The organism is Bacillus sp. MMSF_3353 (assembly GCF_030733445.1).
Lineage (GTDB): Bacteria > Bacillota > Bacilli > Bacillales > Bacillaceae_G > Bacillus_A > Bacillus_A wiedmannii.
The window spans coordinates 106,766-127,124 of record NZ_JASHJA010000007.1 but is presented as its reverse complement, the minus strand read 5'-3'; the positions used below and the strand labels follow the sequence as shown (position 1 = coordinate 127,124).

The following is a 20,359-nucleotide window of genomic DNA, read 5'->3' as shown; positions in this document are numbered from 1 at the left end:
CTTGTAGAAAAAGTTAGACTAACCCCGTAACTTTTATGAGCAAAAAATCGTTTAACAAAAGAAAGGATTTTCAATCACGAATGGGGGAGAACAATGAAGATTCTAATTCTAGGTGGTACACGATTTTTAGGAAGAGCTTTTGTAGAAGAGGCTTTAAAAAGAGGGCATGAAGTTACATTGTTTAATCGCGGAACGAATAAAGAAATTTTTCCTGAAGTAGAGCAGTTAATTGGTGACAGAAATGATGATGTTTCAAGTTTAGAAAATCGAAAATGGGACGTTGTCGTAGATACGTGTGGATTTTCTCCGCATCATATTAGAAATGTTGGAGAAGCCTTACGGGATAATATAAAGCATTATATATTTATTTCAAGTCTTTCCGTATATAAAGATTGGATTCCGCCTCATATAAAAGAAGATTATATATTACAACCCGAACCAACGGGTGATCAAATAAAGACTGTGGAGAATGGTGAAGTTTCTCCTTATGAGTATTACGGTGCGCTGAAAGTATTGTGTGAAAAAGAAGCAGAGAAGTATTGGCCAGGGCGTGTTTTACACGTAAGAGCAGGACTTCTTTCAGGGATGTTTGATTATACAGATCGGCTTCCATACTGGATTGGGCGTGTAGCAAAGGGAGGAGAAGTGTTAGTTCCAGGAAGAAAAGACCGTCCAGTGCAGATAGTTGATATAAAAGACGTGGCAAACTGGGGAATAAACATGGCAGAAAACAATAAAGCAGGTACATTCAATGTAACAGGTCCAAGTTATGAATTGACGATGGAAGAGCTATTAAATACTTGTAAAAAGGTTACGAATAGTGATGCTGCATTCGTTTGGGTAGATGAATCGTTTTTGAATGAATATAAGGTGCAGCCTTGGACAGAGATGCCACTATGGCTTCCTGAAACATTTTCATTAGAAGGTGAGACGAAGCCGTGGAAAGGTGGTTTTTCTATTAGTATTGAAAGTGCTGTTAAAGAAGGACTTACTTTTAGAAGGTTAGAACATACAGTTACAGATGTGTATGAGTGGATAAAGAGTGTGGATGAATGGGAATTAAAAGCAGGTATTTCAGGAGAGAGGGAGAAAGAGTTGCTAGAAAAGTGGTATCAATCAATTTAGGGAATCCTTTTTGTATGTAATTGATTGAACATAAGCGATGGAAGGATAAAAAGCTATGTGGAAAAACACAATTCACAGTATCTCACAAAACTTAAGTTTCAATAATCCAGCTAAAAAGGATGAACTCGCTGAAGTTCACAAAAATTTGCAGGTGGAATTACCGAATGATTTATATCAATTATTACAGGAAACAAACGGTGTAGAAGGTGAATACGGGGATTTTATATGGTCTACTTCAAAAATTAAAACTGAAAATATGAATATGAGAAATATAGTTGATTTCAAGGGTTTATATATGCCTTTTGACTGTTTATCATTTATTGCTGATGGCGGAAATGGTGATTTGTTTGGTTATTCCATTTTGAATGGAATCGTGCAAAGAGATGATATATATGTATGGAATCATGAAAATGATAGTAGAACTTGGGTTGCTCCTTCGTTAGAAACGTTTATGAAGTGGTGGGAAAGTGGGAAGATAAAAATTTAAATATAGTATCATGAAAAACGCCTTGTTACGAAAGAAACAAGGCGTTTTTGACAATCAACTAATCTACCAGTCTATCGGTTCTTCCCCGTACATGTCCCATAACTTAGGAAACATCTTTTTTAATCCTTCTTTGTCATCTTCATCCCAGTCTAACTTGATATCAACTTCCTCAGATTGTTCTTCTGTTTCAAACTCTTTTGCTTTCACACTACCAGCTGTGCCAATTTCTCCGTAAAACACAACGTAGTCTTTATACCGCATTAGATAGCAGTAAGACCTCCACCTCAAAATCGAGCAAATACGAGGAAGCCCCGTATAAATAAGTTGTATGAATTACATGTATTATTAGATTGTGTTTGTGACTATATTTTGGAAATTTTCTGTTGATTTACAATGTACGATAGTATATATTGTATATAAAGTATATATACAATATTTTTAAAAAGAGGTATTTGCATGCAAATCGTTATTACGAACACTTCAAAGGAACCTATTTATGAACAAATTGGTGTCCAAATAAAAAAACTTATTTTACTAGGTGATTTAAAGCAAGGAGATGCTCTTCCTTCAATGCGTCAGTTAGCAAAAGATTTAAGAGTAAGTATTATTACAACGAAAAGAGCATATGAAGAACTGGAAAAAGATGGTTTTATTTATTCGATTGTCGGAAGGGGGTCCTTTGTAGCAGAACAAAACATTGAAACTATGAAAGAAAAAAAATTAAAGACAGTTGAAGAAAAGTTGTGTGAAGCGATTCAAAATGCTAAACAAATGGATGTTTCTTTAAATGATCTAAAAGAAATGCTTACAATTTTATACGAGGAGGAAAACTCTTGGAAAACGTAATAGAACTTCAAAATGTCAGTAAATCTTTTAAAGGATTTCAAATTAAAAATTTTTCGATGGAAGTAAAAAAAGGATTTGTTACGGGTTTTATTGGGGGAAATGGATCAGGTAAATCTACAACGATTAAAATGATTATGAATCTAATGAACCCGGATAGTGGAAATGTCTCCTTATTTGGCATGAACTATTCGACTGATGCGAAGCGAATTAAAGAAAGAATTGGTTTCGTTTATGACGATAATGTGTTTTATGATGAACTCACATTAAAGGAAATTACTAAAATTATTGCGCCTGCTTATAAAAAATGGGATTTTAACCAATTTACATATTATAAAGATCTGTTCGAATTACCATTAAATAAAAAAATGAAAACATTCTCCAAAGGAATGAAAATGAAAGCCTCTCTTGCAATTGCCCTTTCACATCATGCTGAACTAATTATTATGGATGAGCCTACTTCCGGACTCGACCCGGTATTTAGAAGAGAATTATTGGATGTTTTACAAAATATTATGCAGGATGGTGAGAAAACTATCTTTTTCTCATCTCATATTACAACGGATTTAGACCGCATTGCTGATTATATTACATTTATTCAAAATGGGAAGCATATTTTTACAAAAGATATTTATGCCATTGCAGAAGATTATATTTTGGTCAAAGGACCACTAGATATGTTAGATTTTGATACTGAGCGTGAATTTATATCTGTATGTAAAGCAAATACAGGTTTCGAGGGATTGATTGAAAATGTAAATTCAATCGAAACTTTATTTAATAAAGAAGTGGTGATTGAAAAACCAAGTTTAGAGGATATTATGTATTTCATGAAAAAGGGGGAGTCAAGATGCTTAATTTAATTAAAAAGGATTTGATTTTACAAAAAACTTTTTTACCTGCTTATCTCTTATTTCTAGTTACCTATTTGTGGGCCGGCATGGATGTAGCATATGTCATAATCATTTGTAGTGCCGTTTTTGTAATTAACACTTATCAATCTGATGATAAAGATAATGCTAATATTTTAGTAAACTCATTACCGTATACTAGGAAGGAAATTATAAGTTCAAAATACGTTGGAACCTTATTTTTTACAATAGTAATCATCCCCTTTTGTTTGGTTGGAAAATATTTCATTTTAGACAGCATGGAATTTCAACTTTCCTTAGAAAGTTACATCCTAGGCTTCTTGGCAGTCATGCTGATTACTGCATTTTACATCCCATTTTTTGTTGCATTTAAAGTGAAAACACTTGTACCAGTTTTTATATTTTTATCTATTGGAGTTATATATTTAATGCGAAATACTCCATATTTATTAAATAAATATGCTAATGGCGTACTGACCTTTTTAAAAGAGATTTCAGATTTGAAATTATTTCTTATATTTGCTGTCATAGCAGTGGGGTGCTATGGGGTTTCATGGATATTATCTATTCGTATCTATCAGAACAAGGCTCTTTAATAGCAAGTTCTAAAAGGAGGGTCATTTAAATGACATCAAAAAAAGGGCGTCCTATTCGAATACGAAATTGGCTGAAAACTCTTGGAGCATTTTTCGTTATGCAACTAATTTTTATCATCCTTGATATGAATTTGTGAATACCGAACTTCAAGGAAGGAGGAGTTGGGGAGCGTCTCGTTAATTCAGAGTTCTTTACGGAATGGTTCGCTCCTTATAAAACAAAGCAATTTAACGTATTAACGGTAGTTATGGCTATTTTATTATCCCTAAATGTATTAACAAGTGCAATAAAAGACGCTTTTTCTAGAAAAAGAATTAATTAGCACACAAGTTGACCTTACGTCTTTTTTAATAATGTCTTAACAATATTTAAAAACAACAGGGGAAAGATAAAAACTCCATTTATTGAAGTTTTACTTTATCTTTTATAATGATGCCTTAGAAATTATTTGATTTTTCAGTTTTGTATATTGACAATGTTTCCATTCGTCCCCTATAATGCTTCTCTAGTGTGTGCAGTGATTGTGACATATGTATTTATACTTGTGATGACAAATGATGCGTATTGTTTTTGAAAAGTTAAAAAATTATTGAATGGAATAGAAAAATTTAGTAATCTTATTTGTACTGCGCATAAATAATAGTTTTGTAATGATACATTGGAGGGGGTTATTGTGGATCTTACGTTTAAAGTAGAGGAAACATGTTTTAATTACCGAGTCGGAGCAATTTGCAAACAGGATAATAAAATACTCATTTTGCAAGGTGACGGTGAAGATTTTTGGTATGTACCGGGCGGACGAGTGAAAATGCTAGAAAATAGTGAAGATGCATTAAAACGAGAGCTTGCAGAAGAAGTGGGTGTTCCTATTAAAGTGAAGAGATTAATATGGTCAGTAGAAAATTTCTTCACCCTTTCTGAGCGAAAGTTTCATGAAATTAGTTTTTACTATGAAGTAGAGCTGAAACAATTACCTGCAAATGGGGCGGATCAATATATTCTGAATGAAGAGGGTAGAACATATATGTTTAAGTGGGTACCGATAGAAGAATTAGATACATATAACTTACAGCCAGCGTTTATAAAAGATAAAGTAAAGGATGTATCAGTTCATACAGAACATATCGTTTTACAAAAGTAAACGTGTTTGAAGGGGGAAACGGTGAAGGGAACTAAAAAGGAAATACATATAGACGACAAAGTCATTCGTTACACACATATCGAAAAAGGTTCTAATACAATCTGTTTTATGTTTTCAGGTTCCGGTTACAATTATGATAAACCATTATTCTATTATGCAACGATGCTTATGCTTGAAAATAAAATAGATGTAGTACATATTCATTATTCTTATGACGAACAAGTAATGAATAAACTGATGGAAGAAGTAACAAAAATAGTGATGGATGATATTAATCCTGTAATGAAGGAAGTATTAAAAGGTGAGCAATACAATCATACGATATTTTTAGGGAAGTCACTCGGAACCATTCCGATTGCAAATGATTTAATGAAGAGAGAAGATTTTTTACAGTCAAAAATGATACTACTTACACCTTTACTAACTTTTGATTCCATTTTTGAGTCGATTTTACATAGTCGTCACGAAGGGCTATTAGTAATTGGAGATAAAGATCACCAATATAATGCAGATCAAATCGATCGGTTACATAAAACGAATTTACAAATTGAAGTTGTCAAAAATGCAAATCATTCTGTAAATGTTGGAGAATATGAAACCGAGAATTCAATCGAAGCAACAGCAAAAATAATAGAAAAGCTTAAAGAAGTTGTTAGGACAAACTAACTTATCAATACATGCAAAAAGAGGTGCAATTTGCACCTCTTTTTTACTTAATAAGCCTTAAGCACATGAAGTAAATAATCCTTACGATTCAGCGGATTATAATCAACACGTTTTCGAGTAGGGAAGGGAGCCTTCAGTTCTTTGTAACCAGATGGCTTCATTGTAAATATTCCTTCTCCTTCAGTGAATGAATGGAGTATTCGCTTAAAATGCTCTGTTTTCGCAACAGGTAATGAGCCTGTTAACTGGTAAGAATCATTGTGTAATATAGGTTCGCTAAAAGTTGCTGGAATAGCAACTAATTTATACATCGCGGTACTAATTGCGTACTCCGGTACATTCAATTCAAACTCGTTTACTGGTTCATATACACATGTTTCAGCTTGCTTTAAAGCATCCATTAGTACGAGTGGTGTTAAGTTTCTAAAATCACTTGCTGTTGTAACAGGACTAGCATAACCTGTATGTGTTAACGTGACGATAATGTCCGTAACTTCCCATCCGTATAAACCTTGTTTTAACGTTTGAAATACAGTATCTTCAATTGCTTTATGAAATGCTAATGGAAGTGATCCCAGTTCAACACCTAACTTATATGTTACGCCAGAATTAAGTTCACCACGTTCGATTTTAAAACCAATTGTTGCGTAAAATGGATTCGCTTTTCCGCCCATTACTTCAACACTTTTCCCTATGCCAATGGGTTTCTCAATACATACGACACGCGTATTTGAGAAAGTAACTTGCAAATTATATTTCTCATAAAGAGTTGTTTCAATTACTTCTTTTTGAACTTCACCGAAAAGGCGAATATATAGTTCATTATGAATATCATCTTTCCACACTTTAATGAGCGGATCTTCTTCACATAGCTCCATAAGTGCAGCGTATAGATCATGAATACGTTCTTTTGGTAATGCTTCAATAGCAGCTTCCATTTGTGGTTCGGCAAAGTGAATATCTTTTATATAATCAGTCCGTTCACCGATAATATCACCAATTTTAATATCACTAAGTCCCCACACTTTGCCAAATTCTCCGCTAGGAACGATTGAAGCTTGAACTGCATTTCCGTTATGAAACATACATATTTTCTTAATCTTTTCTTTATGTGCTAGAGCGTCATCACGCAGTATATGAACATATTTTCTAACGTGTAAACGACCAGAAAAAACTCTTACATATGCAATCTTTTCCCCGGAAGGTTCACGTTCAATTTTAAAAACAACACCGGATAATACTTCATTTTCTGCCGACTTATTAGCGGGAATTAAGTCTGAAATATTTTCGAGCAGTTCAGTTACACCTGTACCTGTCATGGCTGAACCGAAAAAGATAGAGAACACATTTGCTTGCGCTATCTGTGTAATGAGTTCCTCTCTTAATAGTGTGCCCGGTACGATTTCATTATTTACATATGACTCAAGTAATGATTCATTATATAGTGCTAACAGTTCTATACAATTGTCATATGATTTGTATTCAATGATTCGGGCTTCTTTCGTTCCTTCGTTTTCTACAGAGTAGAAAGGGAATGCTTCATTTGAAAGAACCTCTTTTATTTGTTTCATAACTTTTTCAGTATTTGCGCCACTACGATCAATTTTATTAACGAATAAAATAGTCGGTATGTTTAGTTTCTGTAATGTTCGCATTAAAATTTTTGTTTGCGCTTGCACACCTTCAACGGCAGAAATAACTAAAATTGCACCGTCTAGAACACGGAATGATCGCTCCACTTCAGCTATAAAATCAGCGTGTCCAGGTGTATCAATGACATTTACTTTTAAGTCATTGATACAGAAAGAGACGACAGATGCTTTAATCGTAATTCCACGTTGTCTTTCTAATTCCATTGAGTCAGTTTGCGTATTACCACTATCTACTCGGCCAATTTCTTTAATCACATTCGTTTCATAAAGAATACGCTCAGTCAAACTCGTCTTGCCAGCGTCTACGTGCGCGACAATCCCTATATTTATTGTTGTCATATGTGAATATCCTCATTTCATTTTCCAGTTTTAATTCCTCATTTCTATTTGTGTATTGCCGCATTACAATCACTCTCCAGTCATTTAAATTAGTACTATTATAGTGCAATTAACATTATTTGTAACGCGACAAAGCGCCTTAATTTGGAAAAATATAAATGAAAACAAAATGCTTGCATTCTAAATCAATATAGATTATATTAATTGACATATCAACTATTGATGCATCAAACGTTTTTTGTTTTGCATGTAAAGGAGGGATAGTTTGACAAGTTCATGCTCAAAAGAAGCGATTATTTTATATAAATTACACTTTCTAAATAAAGAAGTAAGTTCGAAGTTTGAAGGGTGTACGGGTATGAGCCAGTCTCGATTAGAGCTTATACTTCAATTATATGAAGTAGGTGAAATTAGCCAAAAAGCACTTCAACAAGAAGTGAATATTGATAATGCTGCGATAACGAGGCATTTAAAGCAGCTTGAGGCAAATGAAATGATTACAAGACGTAAAAATCCAGATGATAATAGAATTACATTGGTTTCTCTAACTGAGGAGGGACGAAATAAAATTCAGGCGTTTCAAGAGGAAAAAGAACGTTTTGCAGCTTCAGCATTTAAAGGGTTAAGTGAAGAACAGCGCGATAATCTTTTAACTATGTTAAATCACATTCAAGAAAATATAAAAGAACTATAAAAAAGGGAGAATTCAACTATGACTAACTCAGTAAAAACAAATAATTTTAACGAAATTTTAACAGGACGCCGTTCAATTCGTAAGTACGATCCTTCAGTGAAAATTAGCAAAGAAGAAATGACAGAAATTCTTACAGAAGCAACACTTGCACCATCTTCTGTAAACATGCAACCATGGAGATTTTTAGTGATTGAAAGTGACGAAGCGAAAGCGACACTTGCACCACTTGCGAAATTCAATCAATCTCAAGTAGAAACATCTTCAGCAATGATCGCTTTATTTGGTGATTTAAACAACTTTGATAACGCAGAAGAAATTTACGGTACAGCAGTAGAGCGTGGTTTAATGCCAGCTGAAGTAAAAGAAGATCAAATGAAAAAACTTTCAGGTTACTTCTCAATGGTTACACCAGAAGTAATGAAAGATACTGTTTTAATTGACGGTGGACTTGTAGCAATGCAATTTATGCTAGCAGCTCGTGCGCACGGTTATGACACTTGTCCAATTGGCGGATTTGAAAAAGACCAAATCGCAGAAGTATTCGGATTAGATAAAGAACGTTACGTACCAGTTATGTTAATTTCAATCGGAAAAGCTGCTGACAGTGGTTACCAATCAGTACGTCTTCCAGTTGAAAAAGTTGCTGAGTGGAAGTAATTTTATAAATACAGAAATAAGTGAGATATGAGAGGGGAAACACCATGATTATTATTCACGCAATATTTCAAGTAGATCCAGCAAAACAACAATCATTTTTAGAAGAAATTCGTCCGCTGATTCATAGTTCAAGAGAAGAAAGTGGAAATGTATCTTATGACTTATATAAAGATACAGAAAATGAAAATGTATATACGATGGTAGAAGTATGGAAAGATGAAAAGGCAGTTGCGAGTCATAATACGAGTGAACACTTTACATCTTTCGTTAGTAAAGCAGCACAGTTTTTAACTGCTCCACTTAATATAAAAGCTTATAATGGAGATTTAGTAAAATAATTTGGTGAAAAAGATACCCTAAGCGATTGCTATGGGTATCTTTTTTTATCTTTTTCGGCAAGAAGACTCCATCTGATTTGTGTTACGGGTGAAGCCCAACAATTCAGGTGGAGATGAATTGTTGTCAGAAGGTAGGCTGAACTCTTTTGTTTCTTTCATAATAATTTTTTGCAGGCGAGTATTTGTTTCTTTTTGTCTTACGGTACAATCTGTCCTTAGATAAGGAGGGAATAGATCGTAAGGCAACGAAATTGGATAATAATAATCATTTTGTTACTTGAGCCAATAGGAATTGCGATGAAGACCATATTCACATTTTGTTCCGTTTCGTTCCAAATAGTAATTTGTCAAAAAAATAATTTTAATGAACTCTCTAAGAAAGGTGGTGAAAACAATGGCTAGAAAGAAAGCAGTGAAAGTATTACGTAAACAAAAGAAAAGAGAAAATATACAACGATTCACTCAAAAACAGAATATCGGACGAGCGTGCCTCACGGCAAAAGAATTTCGTTTACTTCAGCGCATGTCACATAGTTCAAAAGCATTGCGAAATGTTGGATTGTACACCATAAAACAAAGTTACTTGAACCATAATAAAATAGCTACTGTAAAAGAAGTGGATACTACCATGCAAGCCGATTTGAATTACTCGGGCATTCAATCAAACTCTGTTCAAGCGATTCGTAGAGCCTTATTTACAGAAGTGAAAAGCTTTTTTAAAGCATGGGAACAGTGGAAGAAAAAACCAGAAACCTTCACAGGTCGTCCTAAGTTTCCGAATTATTCTGGTTCAACTGACAAACGAATTATTGAAATCTATCAAGTTCCAAAAGTGGATGATAATGGGTATTGGATGATTCCGATGAATGTTGCATTCAGAAAAAAATTCGGTTCCATTCAAATACGTATGCCTAAAAACTTAAGAAATAAAAAAATCTCCTATATTGAGATTGTACCGAAGCAAAAAGGTCGGTTCTTTGAGGTGCATTACACATATGAAATGCACGTTTCTCAAATGAAGAAACCATCCACGACTACTAGTAACGCTTTGAGTTGCGATTTAGGTGTAGATAGATTAGTAAGTTGCGTAACAAATACAGGTGATACATTTTTAATTGATGGAAAGAAACTAAAATCCATTAACCAGTACTTCAACAAAATAATACGTAATCTACAACTGAAAAATGTAGAAAATGGACTTTCTAAACGAGTTGTAACGAACAAAATGGCTGCACTTTGGCATAAACGGGAACGACAAATAAATGGTTACATTTCACAAACGGTAGGCTTGTTGTTCAAAAAAGTGAAAGCATTTGGCATAGATACGGTTGTCGTAGGGTATAACGCTGGTTGGAAACAAAAATCTGATATGGGGAAAAAGAATAATCAAAAGTTTGTTCAAATCCCATTTCATAAACTGATTGCGGCAATTGAGAATAAATGTATAAAAGAAGGTATACGATTTTTAAAACAAGAAGAGAGCTATACTTCAAAAGCTAGTTTTCTTGATAAAGATCCGGTTCCAGCTTGGTCTAAAGATGATAGGACGCATTATCGCTTTAGTGGTAAACGAATCACGCGCGGTCTGTACCAAAGTAAATTAGGGAAATATATTCACGCTGATATTAATGGTGCATTGAATACATTGAAAAAATCAAAAGTTGTAGAATTGGATGACAACCTCAAAGTGAAAACGTCGATTCTATTAGAAGTACAAAAACGTAAGGCTGTTGCTTCGCGCATAGCTTAGTGGGTGCGTCAACCATCCATGTGTACTCGACTTGTCGGGGCTTGTAGTACACGCCAGATTGATCTGAGTGGTGGCTTCTTCCATAAGGAAGAACTGCTCTTTTTCGAAAGGGTGGTGCAAGTGGGAAAACAATCGTTCGTTGCCAGTACCAACCAAAAACATACTTGGGGTGTTACCATAAGGTGGCATGAATGCTAGAGCGTCAACTGTCTAGCGATAGACGAAAAGACCTAGCGTTCTAACTCAAGCCCCCACTGAAACGTTTCATCTCAGTGGGTGTAGTTGACTTGTAACGACCATAATATTATTAGTTTTTGTAGTATTTGTTAATCGTAAAAATCATAATATCCTTGGAAGATATAGAATACTTATACTGCTTAATCTATTTCTTACGTTAGCACCAGTGCTGTGGCCATTACTATTTACTATTATCGGAAATGGCATGAACGCTAGTGCAGGATGGTAAAAGTGAATGAACTAAAAAGTTGATATAGGGTTTTAAGTATGTAAGAGAACGTGTTTTCATAAATTGAAAACACGTTCTTTTTTATTTTCATACATTGCTTTTTCCATTGGGTCATTAAATTTTGAACGTAAGTATTTCGTAAGGAATGGATAAGAAAAAAGAGAGGTTTATCATATAGGATGAAAGTATAGCTTGAATCAATACGATATGCATAGAGGAGAGAAAGCCTTATGAAAAAATGTTATTCCATTAAGTTAGCAAGTTTGGCAGTTTTATTAGCGGGTACTACTTTATTCACACCAGGTTTTACTGTGGAAGCAGAATCTACTCAAAATATTTCTAATTCGTCACAAGCACATGATCAAAAGAATCGGAATGGGTGGAAACGAGTCATGCAGGAAACCATCCAAATTGGAGCACCCGGGGTACTAGCTAAGACGTATAATAACGGAAAAATTAGTAGTTATAATGCTGGCGTCGCGGATTTAAGTACAAAGAAATCGATGAAATCGGACTATCGCTTTCGGATTGGTAGTGTGACGAAAACTTTTACTGCTACGACTGTTCTTCAATTAGTAGGAGAAAATCGTGTGCAGCTTGACGATTCGATTGAAAAGTGGCTGCCCGGCCTCATTCAAGGAAATGGTTATGATGGCAATCAAATTACGATACGTCAACTTTTGAATCATACGAGTGGTATAGCTGATTATTTAAAGTCAAAAGACGCTGACATTATGAATTCGAAAAAAACGTATACAGCAGAAGAAATAGTAAAGATAGGACTTGCTCTACCCCCAGATTTTTCGCCAGGTAAAGGTTGGTCGTATTCAAACACAGGATACGTAATACTAGGAATGCTTATTGAAAAAATAACTGGTAATAGTTATGCGGAAGAAATTGAAAAACGAATTATTGAACCTTTGGATTTGGCAAATACGTTTTTACCAGGTAATTCACCAGTCATCCCAGGAAAGAATCATGCTCGAGGGTATATGAAAATTGACGAAACAAGTGAATTGAAAGACATGACGTATTATAATCCGAGTTTAGCTAATTCAGCGGGAGATATGATTTCAGATGCAGACGATTTAAATAAGTTCTTTTCATCTTTGCTCGGTGGTAAGTTATTGAAAGAACGCGAGCTAAAAGAAATGCTTACTACAGTTCCAATAGAAGGAAAAGATCTTGGTGATGGATATGGCCTTGGGATATATGAGACGAAACTTCCAAACGGTGTTTCAGTTTGGGGTCACGGAGGAGCAATTCCTGGGTATATGACTTTTGCTGGTGGAGTAATTGGAGGCAAGCATACATTTGCTGTCAATGTTAACTCTTTAGGTCCGGTTGATATTCTTACACAGTTTAATAAAATGATGCAAATTGAATTTAAGAAATAATAGATGAAAAGAGTTCTACTATAGAGGTATATAAGGACTTGTATGCGATTTAATTATTATTAAAATATAGTCTTAAAAAACCCCGAATCATGAGCAATTTACTTCCCATGATTCGGGGTTTTTACGTGCTGTTACAAGAAAAGTAATGATGTATTTAAATTTTTTTATTTTACTATAAATCTATTATATTTATTTGATATTTCTTATTTATAGTGACTTTTACATTTTTAAAATATTGGAACACACAAAGGTAAGTAGTTCTAGATTTTGGAGTTAATAATAAGTAAATTCTGATTTTTGTTGAAAAATATTCGAATGTATTCCCTTAATTTACATAATAATGTACTTTTATCGTATGAATTAATATCTTAAAGCGTATTAATGTTGACGCATTTCCGAAGGATAAAACAAAACATTTTTGGAAGATGAAAAATAGAACACATATACAAGTCCTTTTTCAAAAGAAACAATATGTATGAATTAATAACAAATAGAATTAAGTATACAAAAATAGATAATTATGATTTGTGTCTAAATGATTGACTATTATGAAATTAATGATTAATATAGGTTTTATATTTTAATTCCATTTTTATTACAAAAATGTATTTTATTGCAATTTAAATTGTGTTTTAAACTATAATTGAATATATTGTGAAAAAGAATAGGGAGCGGGAACAGCAATAGAAAAGGCTATATTTTCAAATTGTGTAATGAAATCAAAGGGAGGATAAATATGTATAAACAAGTAGTAGAACTGTTAGAAGAAGCGGCTATATCGTATAAACAATATACACATGAACCAATATTAGATTATGAAACAGATAGAAAAATTAGAGAAAGGTTTAAATTAGAAGGTGTACCCAGTAAAAGTTTATTTTTAAAAGATAAATCAAATAACTATTACATATTTGTAACTGTTGAAGGAGAAAAATTAGATTCAAAACTTATGAAAGAGTTGGTTGGAAAAAGGATTTCTATTTGTTCAGCCGAGGAGTTAATAGAAAAAACTTCTTGTGTTCCAGGATGCGTATCTCCATTTGGCTATTCAGATGAAATCACACTTATTATAGATCGAAAAATTTATAACTATAATAAATTTTTATTATCTCCCGGTATACCTGAGATAACAATTGAAATACCTACAAAAAGTATAAATGAAATTTTAAATATTGTTGAGAATAATATTTTACTATATGAGAAAAAATCATAAATATATTAGGGGGGCTTTTAGTAATGCCAACTACAAAAATGTATTTATACGATCAAAAGAGAATAATTGAAGAACAAAATAAAGGGATTTTAGATGAGTGGAAAACTGTATCTTTCAATAATTTTCACGATAGCATTTTAGATCAATCTAAACCATTTCCGTGTTATTTTGCAGTGGATTCTGAGAAACATGGTTGGTCTAGATATATATTTTCCGAATCGGCTTATGATGAAAATGAATTGTTCAAACTAAGAGATGGGATTTATGAATATATTAAAACATATCAACAAATTGCAAAGAGAACTACTTTAGTAATATTTTTTAAACCATCTAATAAACAATTACTGGCTGAAGAATACAAAAAACAATTTTGGAATGTATTACAATTTTTAATGAGAAATGATCCGGAGCCATGGAATGCAGAAATACCAATAGATCCTTATAACGCTAAATGGGAATTTTGTTTTGGTGGTGAACCTATATTTGTCGTTTGTAGGGCTCCAATATATTCTGAGAGAAAAAGTAGATATACAGGAACCGGCCTTGAAATTACGTTACAACCTCGAGGTACTTTGGATGATATTACAGGTGATACAAAACAAGGGAAACAAGTGCGGAAAGTGATTAGAAAACGTTTGTTAGCATATGATGATATTCCAATGCATCCAGATATAGGGGATTACGGAATAAAAGAAACCTTTGAATGGAAACAATATATGTTACCAGAAACAAATGAAGAAAGTGTAATGAGATGTCCTATTACGGGGTTGAAGAAAAATGATTAGCATGATATTCAGTTATATATTATTAGGGATTTCATTGTCTGCACCAGTCGGTCCGATTAATGTTGCTCAAATAAATAAAGGAATAAAAAATGGTTTTTTGAGTGCATGGTTAGTGGGAGTCGGGGCAATGTCAGCAGATGTTGTAATGATGTTTTTAATTTACTTTGGTATTTCGACTTATTTAACAACCCCAGTTGCTCAACTTTGCATTTGGATTTTTGGTTTTGTAACGATGATTTATTTGGGTTATGAAAGTATGAAAGAAGCTACTAAACAAGTTCAATATATTTCATCAGGTGAAAAAGAACATCCTTTAAAATCTTTTCTATCGGGGTTTGCTATCGCAATTTCTAATCCATTAAATATTATTTTTTGGATAGGGATATATGGATCAGTTCTAACTAGTGCCATGAATACTATTGGAAAAGAACAAGCTTTATGGTATAGTGCAGCCATTTTTGCTGGGATTATGCTTTGGGATATATTTATGGCTACATCTATTCATTTTGGTAGAAGATTTATTAATCATATAGTAATGAAATGGATTTCTATAGTAGCAGGCATTGTTTTAATTCTGTTTGGAATATATTTTGGCTACGAGGCAGTAAAAGGAATTACTCAACTATTGTTAATTTTTTGACGATTAGAGAGAATAGTGATTTATTAGAAATTTATTCATCGCGAACCTTTTGGTTTTTGAATTTGTTAATCGATGGGTATAGGTTAATTCCTTATAGTAAAAGACTTATAGAATCATTCTATAAGTCTTTTTATTGCGGTATAGAAAAATATATAGGTACATTCTCTTCTCACAAGGAGAAATAAAATTCTTAACAAGAGCGATAAAATAAATATATAAGCAGTAAAGCAAATTTCAATCAAAGTAGCTTGTTTGCATTTCAAAAATCTAGAATATTTTTAATTGCTATGAATGACTTTCACACCTTTTGCCGGCACCCCTGCAACGACGGTGTTTGCAGGTACATCTTTTGTAACAACTGAACCTGCAGCAACAATTGAATTGTTCCCAATTGAAACACCAGGAAGTATTGTTGCGCTAGAACCAATCCATACATTTTCACCAATTGTAACAGGGGAAGCGTATGTTGTATTTCTTGTTTCTAAAGTTAGCCCGTGATTAAGTGTGGCAATTGTAACATTCATACCGATCATACAATTGTCTCCTATATGAATTCCGCCTCTATCTTGAAAAGAACATCCAGTGTTAAAAAATACGTTTTTTCCAATTGTAATATTTTTACCGAAGTCTGTATGAAACGGTGGAAAACACATAAAAGATGGATCAATGTTGTTACCTGTTAATTCACTAAATATCGCTACAATCTCTTCTTTAGAATGATAAGATGTATTTAATTTCATTGTTATCTTCTGGGCTTCATAGCTACATTGAACTAGTAGATCATGTAATTCTTTATCCTCGCCTGAAATAGGCTTGCCGGCCTTACAAAAATTTATAAAATCTTTCATATCCATTGTTATACTCCCCTCTAAAACGCTAATCTTTTCAATACAATCATAAAATGATACGATTCCAATATCAAATACCTATATTAAATACATTCATATGCTTATTAGCTATATGTAAAAGGAGACTATCGTGGAAATTCGAGTGTTACGCTATTTTATTGCTGTAGCAAATGAAGAAAGTATTTCAGCAGCTGCAAAACAATTACATTTGTCACAGCCAACATTATCAAGGCAACTGAAAGATTTAGAAATGGAATTAGGAACAAATTTATTTATAAGAGGAAATAGGAAAATCTCATTAACAGAAGAGGGGAAATACTTATTTAAAAAGGCGAAGGAGATTGTTGATTTAGCAGATAAAACGGAAGCGAACTTAAAAGATTCAAAAGAAATGATAAGCGGGGAAGTTTACATTGGTGCCGGTGAAACTGAAGCGATGCATCTTATTGCGAAAACATTAAAAGTATTAATAAAAGACTATCCAAATATTCGATTTCATTTGTACAGCGGAAATGCTGATGACATTAAGAGTAAATTAGATAGTGGATTATTAGATTTTGGTGTCGTTATAGAGCCAACTGATAAACAAAAATATGAATATGCACAATTGCCAGCTAAAGACACTTGGGGTGTATTAATGTGTAAAGATAGTCCTTTATCGGATAAACAAGTTATTAGCCCAGTGGATCTAATAGATAAACCATTATTCATTTCACGACAATCTACTGTTAGTAATGAATTAACAGGATGGTTTGGACAAAGTATAGATAATTTAAACATCGTCGCAACCTATAATTTGCTTTATAATGCAGCACTTATGGTTGAAGAAGGTATTGGATATGCATTATGTATAGATAAGATAATTAACACGTCAGGAAATAGTAAACTTTGCTTTAAACCATTACAACCTAAATTAGAAGCGAACTTAAATATTATTTGGAAAAAGAATCAAGTTTTTTCAAATGCAGCCCATGCCTTTATAAATCAGCTCCGAAATAGTATGAACTAATCATAATTTGAAATGCAAAGTAAAAAACGTGCCATCGTATTAAGGTGACACGTTTTTTACTTTACGAAATAGTCGTTATTCTTTCGAAGATTTCAGTAAAACAACTGCACAGAAATGTTTATGTTCAAAAGGAGAAGTAGTGAACAATAAAAACGATGTTGATTCTGAAAATTGTTATTTTTATGATTATTAAATATAATAGGGGTACGTATTTAGTGGGCTTGTATGAAAAATAGTTTATTTAATTAATTATTTTTCATCTTAAATAATATAGCATTGGAGTTGAATACAGTGGAACAAAAGGATTTCAGGTGGAGTAACAAGCAATTAAGAGAACATGTTGAAATAATAGATGGCAAAAGAAGTCCGCACATTTTATTTAAGAATGCAACTTATTTAAATTCCTATATGCGCGAGTGGATGCAAGCAAATATTTGGATCTATGATGATCGCATTATTTATGTAGGAGAAAAACTGCCAGCGCAACTACATAAATGTGAAGTCATTGATTGTGATGGAAAGTATATAGTTCCAAGTTACATAGAACCGCATGCACATCCATATCAATTATATAATCCAGAAACGTTAGCAAATTATGCGATGCAGTTTGGGACGACGACTTTTATTAATGATAATTTAACTTTATTTTTCACATTACAACGTGAAGAAGCATTTCGTTTATTAGATGGATTTGAAAAGATTCCAGCAAGTATGTATTGGTGGTGTCGTTTTGATGGACAAACTGAATTGCAAAACGGGGAATCTTTATTTAATCGTGAAGAAATAATAGAGTGGCTTAAGCATAAAGCAGTTCTTCAAGGTGGCGAGCTAACAGCGTGGCCAAAGTTATTACATGGCGATGATGAAATGTTACATTGGGTGCAGGAAACGAAACGATTACATAAAAAAGTAGAAGGGCATTTTCCAGGAGCATCTGAAACGACTTTAGCGAAGTTAAAACTGTTAGGTACAGATTGTGATCATGAAGCGATGACAGGGCAGGAAGTTTTCACTCGTCTTATGCAAGGTTACACGGTTTCCCTAAGAAATTCTTCAATCCGCCCAGATTTAGAAGTGTTACTAAAAGAATTGTTGGAACTAGGAGTAAAGCAGTTTGATAGATTTATTCTTACTACAGACGGCTCACATCCTTCGTTTTATGAAAATGGAATGACAAACGTAATGATAGCTACCGCGATAAAACAAGGAGTGCCAATAATAGATGCTTATCATATGGCAAGTTATAATATCGCTCGTTATTATAATATGGAACATCTACATGGTTCAATTGCGACAGGTAGAATTGCTAATATTAATATTTTAGAAAGTAAAGAAAAACCGGTTCCAATAAGCGTAATTGCAAAAGGGAAATGGGTGAAGCGTGACGGAATAAACAAAAATGAATCATTACAAATAGACTGGAGTAAATTCAAAGTAACTCCATTATTATTAAACTGGTCCATAGAAAAAGAGGATATGATTTTTTCTCATAACATGGGTATACATTTATTGAATAACGTTATAACTAAACCATACACGAGTGAAATTGATTTAAACTGTGATGAACTTTCTCTAGATCATGATGAGTGTTTTCTTATGATGATTGCTCGTGACGGTACGTGGCGAGTGAATACAGTTGTAAAGGGGTTTGCGAAAGAACTAGGTGGTCTTGCTAGCTCTTATTCTGGTACCGGCGACATCATTCTTATTGGGAAGAATAAAGAAGATATGCTTACAGCTTTTCATAGAGTAAAAGAGCTTGGCGGGGGAATGGTAATAGCTGAAAAGAATGAAGTATTACACGAAATCGCATTACCATTGCTCGGGATTATGTCTAATTTAAAAATGAGTGAATTAATACAGGAAGAGAAACAGTTGGTGAAATTATTGCAAGAGCGTGGCTACAGGTATGACGATCCGGCATTTACCATTTTATTCTTTTCTGCGACGCACTTGCCTTTTATACGGGTAACGCCTATAGGACTATATGATGTGAAAAATAGTAAGGTAATGGCTTCACCGGTAAATTTAATAAAGCAATGTTAATATGAAAGGCTCTATAAAAGTCCAATTTATAGGGCCTTTCACATTGTTAGCATAAGAATATTGTAAGACTCAAATGATATAGTATATAAATCATTTGAGGTGATATGTAAATATGAAAAAAATATTTTACATTTTAAGCGTATTTATTTTGTGTGTATCGATACAACACGTTGTACATTCCCAATCAGATGCACCAAGGTTATCTTCTGATTGTCTTGAAAAAAGGAAAATTCGAGATGAGAAGTATGTGAAAAACATTATGAGGGACATTAAATCTACGTTTGATTTAAATATTGATGCACACAGTTTTTGGGAAGTAAGTAAAAGAGATCTGGAGGCTGCCCATTTGATGTATGGTGGAAAGGAAAATGATTCTTATTATAATTCGCTAACTAAAATTTATGATAGTGGTGGATTTAGCGAGCAGCCCAGCTTATTTGTGAGGGCGCAAGAAGCATTTTTACTTTATAAAGAAAAAGATAATATTAATGTAATGAAACGCCTTAAACTAGACGTTGAAAAAGGGGAATGGCTCGTTATAAAAACGAAAAAGAAGAAAGGGAAAAAAGTGAAATTCAAACCGTTACAATGTGAAAAAGATTATCTAAAAAAGAGAAATGAATAACAAAATACTTATTAATACTATTTTTATTCAACGATATTTTGCTGTTGATTTGAAATAGAAAAAGGTAAACGAACATATTAGCTTTATGGAATATGTTTGTTTACCTTTTTTGAGAGATTTAAAAATTGGGGATGTTGTTAGTTGAAAATTATTTACTGGCTAATGAACT

At 33.3% G+C, this 20,359-nt stretch carries 21 protein-coding genes and 2 pseudogenes; 20 read left to right on the top strand and 3 right to left on the bottom strand.

From position 1 onward, the window contains the following. Positions 1-93: 93 nt before the first annotated feature. Positions 94-1,125 (top strand): SDR family oxidoreductase, encoded by a 1,032-nt coding sequence (locus RBB48_RS17350; protein WP_088063847.1) that lies wholly within the window; start codon positions 94-96, stop codon positions 1,123-1,125. Positions 1,126-1,180: 55 nt separating this feature from the next. Beyond that, positions 1,181-1,612 carry an SMI1/KNR4 family protein gene (locus tag RBB48_RS17345; protein WP_306007884.1) on the top strand — a complete coding sequence of 144 codons (432 nt, stop codon included), beginning with the start codon at positions 1,181-1,183 and terminating at the stop codon, positions 1,610-1,612. Positions 1,613-1,675: 63 nt separating this feature from the next. Here RBB48_RS17345 and RBB48_RS17340 read toward each other — a convergent pair whose 3' ends face one another. Beyond that, positions 1,676-1,873, bottom strand: coding sequence for a hypothetical protein (locus tag RBB48_RS17340; protein ID WP_142291768.1), 198 nt, complete (start codon positions 1,871-1,873; stop codon positions 1,676-1,678). 195 nt (positions 1,874-2,068) lie between these two features. Here RBB48_RS17340 and RBB48_RS17335 point away from each other — a divergent pair, with 195 nt between their 5' ends. The 6 genes and pseudogenes from RBB48_RS17335 (at position 2,069) to RBB48_RS17310 (ending at position 5,731) form a co-directional block, all read left to right on the top strand. Continuing rightward, entirely contained in the window at positions 2,069-2,458 is a 390-nt protein-coding gene (locus tag RBB48_RS17335) for a GntR family transcriptional regulator (RefSeq protein ID WP_001167593.1), read from the top strand. After that, the gene (locus RBB48_RS17330) at positions 2,446-3,318 is read left to right on the top strand and encodes an ABC transporter ATP-binding protein (protein WP_000432454.1); all 873 of its coding nucleotides are present in this window, start codon (positions 2,446-2,448) and stop codon (positions 3,316-3,318) included. The genes RBB48_RS17335 and RBB48_RS17330 overlap by 13 nt, the downstream gene beginning before the upstream one ends. Continuing rightward, entirely contained in the window at positions 3,306-3,923 is a 618-nt protein-coding gene (locus tag RBB48_RS17325) for an ABC-2 transporter permease (RefSeq protein WP_000933342.1), read from the top strand. Before RBB48_RS17330 ends, RBB48_RS17325 begins: the two co-directional genes overlap by 13 nt. Before the next feature lie 29 nt (positions 3,924-3,952). Further along, positions 3,953-4,246, top strand: a pseudogene (locus RBB48_RS17320) (YfzA family protein). Between the two features lie 351 nt (positions 4,247-4,597). Next, complete coding sequence (locus RBB48_RS17315; protein WP_088063843.1) at positions 4,598-5,065, top strand: NUDIX hydrolase; 468 nt, start codon at positions 4,598-4,600, stop codon at positions 5,063-5,065. A gap of 21 nt (positions 5,066-5,086) precedes the next feature. Beyond that, positions 5,087-5,731: an alpha/beta hydrolase gene (locus RBB48_RS17310; RefSeq protein WP_306007883.1), complete on the top strand. Its 645-nt coding sequence runs from the start codon at positions 5,087-5,089 to the stop codon at positions 5,729-5,731. Positions 5,732-5,778: 47 nt separating this feature from the next. Here RBB48_RS17310 and RBB48_RS17305 read toward each other — a convergent pair whose 3' ends face one another. Further along, positions 5,779-7,722 (bottom strand): elongation factor G, encoded by a 1,944-nt coding sequence (locus tag RBB48_RS17305; RefSeq protein ID WP_088063841.1) that lies wholly within the window; start codon positions 7,720-7,722, stop codon positions 5,779-5,781. Between the two features lie 265 nt (positions 7,723-7,987). Here RBB48_RS17305 and RBB48_RS17300 point away from each other — a divergent pair, with 265 nt between their 5' ends. The 9 genes and pseudogenes from RBB48_RS17300 to RBB48_RS17260 all read left to right on the top strand — a co-directional run bounded on the left by RBB48_RS17300 (position 7,988) and on the right by RBB48_RS17260 (position 15,662). Further along, positions 7,988-8,416 (top strand): MarR family winged helix-turn-helix transcriptional regulator, encoded by a 429-nt coding sequence (locus RBB48_RS17300; RefSeq protein WP_000204169.1) that lies wholly within the window; start codon positions 7,988-7,990, stop codon positions 8,414-8,416. Between the two features lie 18 nt (positions 8,417-8,434). Next, complete coding sequence (locus RBB48_RS17295; RefSeq protein WP_088063839.1) at positions 8,435-9,073, top strand: nitroreductase family protein; 639 nt, start codon at positions 8,435-8,437, stop codon at positions 9,071-9,073. Between the two features lie 44 nt (positions 9,074-9,117). Further along, entirely contained in the window at positions 9,118-9,411 is a 294-nt protein-coding gene (locus tag RBB48_RS17290; protein WP_088063838.1) for a putative quinol monooxygenase, read from the top strand. A gap of 394 nt (positions 9,412-9,805) precedes the next feature. Then, positions 9,806-11,161 (top strand): RNA-guided endonuclease TnpB family protein, encoded by a 1,356-nt coding sequence (locus RBB48_RS17285; RefSeq protein ID WP_088063837.1) that lies wholly within the window; start codon positions 9,806-9,808, stop codon positions 11,159-11,161. 289 nt (positions 11,162-11,450) lie between these two features. Next, positions 11,451-11,627 (top strand): annotated as a pseudogene (locus RBB48_RS17280) (DUF3902 family protein); the annotation flags it as partial. Positions 11,628-11,857: 230 nt separating this feature from the next. Then, on the top strand, positions 11,858-13,024 hold the full coding sequence (locus RBB48_RS17275) for a serine hydrolase domain-containing protein (RefSeq protein ID WP_088063836.1): 1,167 nt from the start codon (positions 11,858-11,860) through the stop codon (positions 13,022-13,024). A gap of 736 nt (positions 13,025-13,760) precedes the next feature. Further along, positions 13,761-14,237 (top strand): YbaK/EbsC family protein, encoded by a 477-nt coding sequence (locus tag RBB48_RS17270; protein ID WP_087984608.1) that lies wholly within the window; start codon positions 13,761-13,763, stop codon positions 14,235-14,237. Between the two features lie 23 nt (positions 14,238-14,260). Further along, positions 14,261-15,022 carry a YqcI/YcgG family protein gene (locus RBB48_RS17265; RefSeq protein WP_088063835.1) on the top strand — a complete coding sequence of 254 codons (762 nt, stop codon included), beginning with the start codon at positions 14,261-14,263 and terminating at the stop codon, positions 15,020-15,022. Beyond that, positions 15,015-15,662, top strand: a complete 648-nt coding sequence (locus RBB48_RS17260) for a LysE family transporter (protein ID WP_088063834.1) — start codon at positions 15,015-15,017, stop codon at positions 15,660-15,662. Before RBB48_RS17265 ends, RBB48_RS17260 begins: the two co-directional genes overlap by 8 nt. Before the next feature lie 278 nt (positions 15,663-15,940). Here RBB48_RS17260 and RBB48_RS17255 read toward each other — a convergent pair whose 3' ends face one another. Continuing rightward, positions 15,941-16,516, bottom strand: a complete 576-nt coding sequence (locus tag RBB48_RS17255; RefSeq protein WP_088063833.1) for a sugar O-acetyltransferase — start codon at positions 16,514-16,516, stop codon at positions 15,941-15,943. Between the two features lie 124 nt (positions 16,517-16,640). Between RBB48_RS17255 and RBB48_RS17250 the strand changes: the two genes are divergently transcribed. The 3 genes from RBB48_RS17250 to RBB48_RS17240 all read left to right on the top strand — a co-directional run bounded on the left by RBB48_RS17250 (position 16,641) and on the right by RBB48_RS17240 (position 20,190). Then, on the top strand, positions 16,641-17,519 hold the full coding sequence (locus RBB48_RS17250; protein WP_088063832.1) for a LysR family transcriptional regulator: 879 nt from the start codon (positions 16,641-16,643) through the stop codon (positions 17,517-17,519). 291 nt (positions 17,520-17,810) lie between these two features. Beyond that, on the top strand, positions 17,811-19,565 hold the full coding sequence (locus tag RBB48_RS17245) for an adenine deaminase C-terminal domain-containing protein (protein ID WP_306007882.1): 1,755 nt from the start codon (positions 17,811-17,813) through the stop codon (positions 19,563-19,565). A 112-nt stretch (positions 19,566-19,677) separates the two neighbouring features. Then, positions 19,678-20,190, top strand: a complete 513-nt coding sequence (locus tag RBB48_RS17240; protein WP_088063830.1) for a hypothetical protein — start codon at positions 19,678-19,680, stop codon at positions 20,188-20,190. The last annotated feature ends 169 nt before the right edge of the window (positions 20,191-20,359 follow it).